Consider the following 4,647-nt stretch of genomic DNA (forward strand, 5'->3'; position numbering starts at 1 on the left):
TGATGCAATTATTTAAATATTATTAATTTTAAATCTCCTCGAGAATATATTAAAACAAATAAAAGCCAATAATAACCCAATAATATAAGCTCCCAATACATCTGAAGGATAATGCATGCCAAGATACAATCTAGTTATACCAATAATTAAGGGACAAATCAAAAACAAATCAAGATGTCCATATGATTTACCCAAAATATATGATAAAACAGTCATATTAACAGTATGTCCTGACGGAAAAGAATAATCCCATTCATGACCAATAACAACAAGAGATGATAAAACATCGTATGGTCTTGGTCTCATAACACCTAACTTAATAATTTCAATTACAAAAAATGAAACTAAAAGTGAACATACAAGAATCTTAGATACTCTTTTTCCTTTTAAACCACCAAATAAATACAACAACAATGCAACAAACAATCCAAAATATAACAGTCCCCCATATGAAATACATATCATGATACTATCAAGTAGAGGTGTGTGTATTAAATGATTAAAAAAATATAAAATCATCAAATCCAAAGAATATAAAGACATGACAACACCACAAAAAAAGAAAAAAAAGTGAAAACTCATCTATAAATATAACTCAGAAATCAATTGAGCATTAAGTATTGATGCTCCAGCAGCACCACGAATAGTGTTATGACCAACAAGAGTATATTTGAAACTATTATCAAATACATCTTCTCTTACTCTACCAACAGATACACTCATACCATGACCTGCATCTCTATCCATACGAGGTTGAGGTCTATCTTCCTCTTTTCTCACAATAACAGGTTGTTTAGGTGCAAAAGATAGATTTCTTTCTTGAGGTAATCCTCTAAATTCAGATAATGTTTTTTCAATATCATCTACTGTAATATCTTCCTCAAATTCTATTGAAACTGATTCAGTATGACCATCAACAACAGCCACCCTATTACATGAAGCACTTAATGGGAAATTTGCCCTATCTACAAGCCCACCATTGACTTTTCCAAGTAAATGTAATGTTTCAGATTGCATTTTTTCTTCTTCTCCGCCAATATAAGGTATTAAATTATCCACAATACCCATTGATGGAACACCATTGTATCCAGCACCACTAACAGCTTGCATAGTAGTTACAGAAACTCTTTTAAATGTATATTTATCAAATAATGGTTTTAAAGTTAAAGTTAATGCTATGGTTGAACAATTTGGATTTGTTACAATACATCCATCCCATCCATTAATATCCTTTTGTAGCTCCATCATTTCAAGATGTTCAGGATTAACTTCCGGAATTACTAGTGGAATATTTTCTTTCATACGATTTACACTAGCATTGGATGCAACAATATATTTCTCTGCAAATGCTGCTTCTACAGGTTCTGCAAGCTGAGCAGGAAGAGAAGCAAATACAAAGTCTACATCATCACTAATCTCATCAGGATTCGTATTAACAATTCTCATATCCCTTACTTCTTCAGGAATAGGAGTTGTTTGATGCCAAGTAACAGCATCTTCATATCTTTTACCAGCAGATTTCTCAGAAGCTGCTACATTCACTATATTAAAATCTGGTACTTGAGATAATAACTGGATAAAACGTTGACCTACCATTCCAGTTGCACCAAGTACACATACATTTCTTACCATGAAAACACCTACTTATTATAATCCCAGTACATCAAACATGTCTGCAATATTTTTATCTTGTTTAGAACTTTGGTAGTTAATTGCACGAATTACACCATTTACAAATGCTTGTCTTGTAGATGCTCTGTGAATTACTTCTATTCTTTCACCATCACCACAGAACATTACAGTATGATCTCCTACAATATCTCCACCACGTACAGCATGTATTCCAATTTCATTTTCTGGTCTTTTACCAACCATACCTTCACGGCCATAACATGCTTTTTCCTTAAGATCTAGATTAAGATTTTCTGCTACTATTTCTGCAGCTCTTTTTGCTGTTCCAGAAGGTGCATCTTGTTTGTTATGATGATGTGCTTCTACAATTTCAACATCGTATTCATTACCTAAAATTTTTGCAACTTGTCCTACAATTTCAAAGAATACATTCACTCCTGTGGCCATGTTTGGAGAAATAACTGCTTTAATATCATTATCTTTAATAGCTTTATGCATGACATCTAATTGTTCATCATTTAATCCTGTTGTTCCAACAACAACATTTACACCACATTCAGCACAAATTTTAACTGTTTCTACTGCTGCTTTAGCTATTGTAAAGTCAACAAGTACATCTGGTTTAACTTTTTCTAATTCAGTTTTTAAGTCTTGTGAACCAATTATTTCCACACCCATTGGACCTAAACCTATTTGTTGACCTAAATCATTACCTGCTAGAGGACTATTTGGCATTTCTATTCCCATTACTACTTCCATATTATCTTGTGCTTGTACAGTTTTAATGATTTTAGAACCCATATTTCCTGCACAACCTGTAACTGCTACTCTTATCATGTATTACACTCCTTTTTATATTAAGTTATTTTCTTTAAGAATCTCTTTTAATATTACTTCATTTTCATCACAGATTTCATTTATTGGCATTCTAAGTCCACCAACATCCATACCCATAAGGTTAAGTGCTCTTTTTGTTGGTGCTGGGCTTGCTTCAATAAATAGAACATCCATTAAATTAAATAATTCATTTGATAAAGTTCTTGCTTCATCATAATTTCCATTTAATGCATTATTTACCATTGTTGATGTTTTATTAGGCATTATATTGGCCACTACACTAATTACTCCTTTAGATCCCTGAGATATCATAGGTAGAGTTAATGAATCATTACCAGACAATACTGTAAAGTCATCTAATAAATTTTCAGAATTCAACCTACTAAATACATGAGCCAATTTATTTAAATCAGGATTTGCTTCTTTAATTGCTACAATATTATCTAATTTAGCAAGATTTATTATGTTATCTACAGATAAATCCACACCAGTTCTTGAAGGTACATTATATGCAATTATTGGCATATCACATTGATCATTTAATAATTTAAAATGATTATACAAACCACTTTGTTGAGGTTTATTATAGTATGGTGTTATAACTAGTGCTACATCTGCACCAGCATCTTTAGAATAGTTTACTAAATCCAGTGCTTCAGATGTTGCATTACTACCAGCACCAGCAATTGTAGTTACTCTACCATTTGCTTGATCTACCATTATATCTATTACTTTTTGATGTTCTTCTAGTGTTAATGTTGCTGATTCACCAGTTGTTCCTGCAGCAAGAATACCATCAACTCCTCCTTCTATTAAAAAATCAATAAATTCCCTATATTTTTCTTCATTTATTGTGTTATCATTATTAAAAGGTGTTATCATTGCTACATGTGTTCCTTCTAAATTCATTGTAAAGTCTCCTTAATTAAGTCATATGCCTTATCACCATCGTTCCAATCTACAAATACAACAACTGCTGTTTGACTAGATGATAATTCAACAATATTTATTTCATTTTCATGTAATGGTTTTGTTATACTGGCTATAATGCCTGGTGTATCTATAAAATCATGACTTACCACAGAAATCATTGCAATTTTCTGACCTAAAGAGATTGAACTTAATGTATCTCCACCAATAACTAGATCATGTAGTTTTTCATGAGCTTTTATGGCCTCATCCTCTTTGAAAAACAAAGTTATTGAGCTTTCACCAGTAGATATGCCATATATATTTAATTTATTTTCACAAACCTTTTGTGTTATTTGTGCTATAATACACTGTTGATTCATTAAATTTTCGCCAACAACTGCAAGAACTGATAATTTATCATCACATTTTGTAATTGTAATAACATCATATTCTTCATGTGCTGGACCTATAATATCAGTTCCCTGCACTCTTAAATCTCCATATTCGAAACTTATTATTTTTGCTTTTATATTAGGATCTTTGTATCTTAAAGCATTAGGATGTAATACTTGTGCTCCATAGTTAGCTAAGTCTATCATTTCTTCAACGGTGATTTTATCTAATTTTCTAGCTGTGTTTAATTTACGTGGATCGGTAGACATTACACCCTTTACATCAGTAACTATAACAACTTCATCAGCACCTAAACAATGTCCTATTAAAAATGCTGATACATCACTTCCACCCCTTCCAAGAGTAGTTACAGAACCATCAACATCACATCCTAAGAAACCACAAACCACCGGAATTATTCCCTGATTTAATAATTTCTTTATATACTTTGTTACACGTTTTTGAGTTTCTTTTTTATCAATTTTAGCATTTAAATAGTTACTATCTGTAATTACAGGCCATTTTTCACTAAATGGATCTATAAATTCTGCTTTGACACCTAATGATTCTATTGTTGCTGCCATTATACGTACACTTTGCATTTCACCCATGCTTAATATGCCTGCTAATTGTTTTTCTGTTACTAATTCGCCTATTGATTCATTTACTAATTTAATTGACTCATCAGTAGTTTTATTAATAGCAGATACTACTACCACTACTTGATTTCCTTGCATGTATTCATTAACAACTGAATTAGCTGCTTTATAAATTCTTTCACCAGAACCAACTGATGTTCCACCAAATTTTGCCACAACTATTCCCATAAATTCACCTTTATTATAATATATTATTTTTTTTATTGTTTTATTA

The 4,647-nt window shown here is 31.5% G+C and carries 5 protein-coding genes; all 5 read right to left on the bottom strand.

All coding sequences use genetic code 11. From position 1 onward, the window contains the following. Positions 1-12: 12 nt before the first annotated feature. Genes A9758_RS01175 through A9758_RS01195 form a run of 5 tightly spaced genes read right to left on the bottom strand, consistent with a single transcriptional unit; the run spans position 13 to position 4,601 of the window. Entirely contained in the window at positions 13-543 is a 531-nt protein-coding gene (locus A9758_RS01175; RefSeq protein WP_011405729.1) for a phosphatase PAP2 family protein, read from the bottom strand. Positions 544-582: 39 nt separating this feature from the next. Continuing rightward, positions 583-1,632 carry an aspartate-semialdehyde dehydrogenase gene (gene asd, locus A9758_RS01180; protein ID WP_011405728.1) on the bottom strand — a complete coding sequence of 350 codons (1,050 nt, stop codon included), beginning with the start codon at positions 1,630-1,632 and terminating at the stop codon, positions 583-585. 15 nt (positions 1,633-1,647) lie between these two features. Further along, entirely contained in the window at positions 1,648-2,469 is an 822-nt protein-coding gene (gene dapB / locus A9758_RS01185) for a 4-hydroxy-tetrahydrodipicolinate reductase (RefSeq protein WP_011405727.1), read from the bottom strand. Positions 2,470-2,484: 15 nt separating this feature from the next. Next, positions 2,485-3,378 carry a 4-hydroxy-tetrahydrodipicolinate synthase gene (dapA, locus tag A9758_RS01190; protein ID WP_011405726.1) on the bottom strand — a complete coding sequence of 298 codons (894 nt, stop codon included), beginning with the start codon at positions 3,376-3,378 and terminating at the stop codon, positions 2,485-2,487. Continuing rightward, the gene (locus A9758_RS01195) at positions 3,375-4,601 is read right to left on the bottom strand and encodes an aspartate kinase (protein ID WP_011405725.1); all 1,227 of its coding nucleotides are present in this window, start codon (positions 4,599-4,601) and stop codon (positions 3,375-3,377) included. Before A9758_RS01195 ends, dapA begins: the two co-directional genes overlap by 4 nt. Positions 4,602-4,647: the final 46 nt, after the last annotated feature.

Origin of the sequence: Methanosphaera sp. A6 (assembly GCF_001729395.1) — an archaeon.
In the GTDB taxonomy this organism is placed as follows: Archaea; Methanobacteriota; Methanobacteria; order Methanobacteriales; family Methanobacteriaceae; genus Methanosphaera; species Methanosphaera stadtmanae.

Excerpts from the sequence above, each read along its gene's own strand:
- dapB (WP_011405727.1), bottom strand. The coding sequence starts at position 2,469 with ATGATAAGAGTAGCAGTTACAGGTTGTGCAGGAAATATGGGTTCTAAA.
- A9758_RS01175 (WP_011405729.1), bottom strand. The coding sequence starts at position 543 with ATGTCTTTATATTCTTTGGATTTGATGATTTTATATTTTTTTAATCAT.
- A9758_RS01195 (WP_011405725.1), bottom strand. The coding sequence starts at position 4,601 with ATGGGAATAGTTGTGGCAAAATTTGGTGGAACATCAGTTGGTTCTGGT.
- dapA (WP_011405726.1), bottom strand. The coding sequence starts at position 3,378 with ATGAATTTAGAAGGAACACATGTAGCAATGATAACACCTTTTAATAAT.
- asd (WP_011405728.1), bottom strand. The coding sequence starts at position 1,632 with ATGGTAAGAAATGTATGTGTACTTGGTGCAACTGGAATGGTAGGTCAA.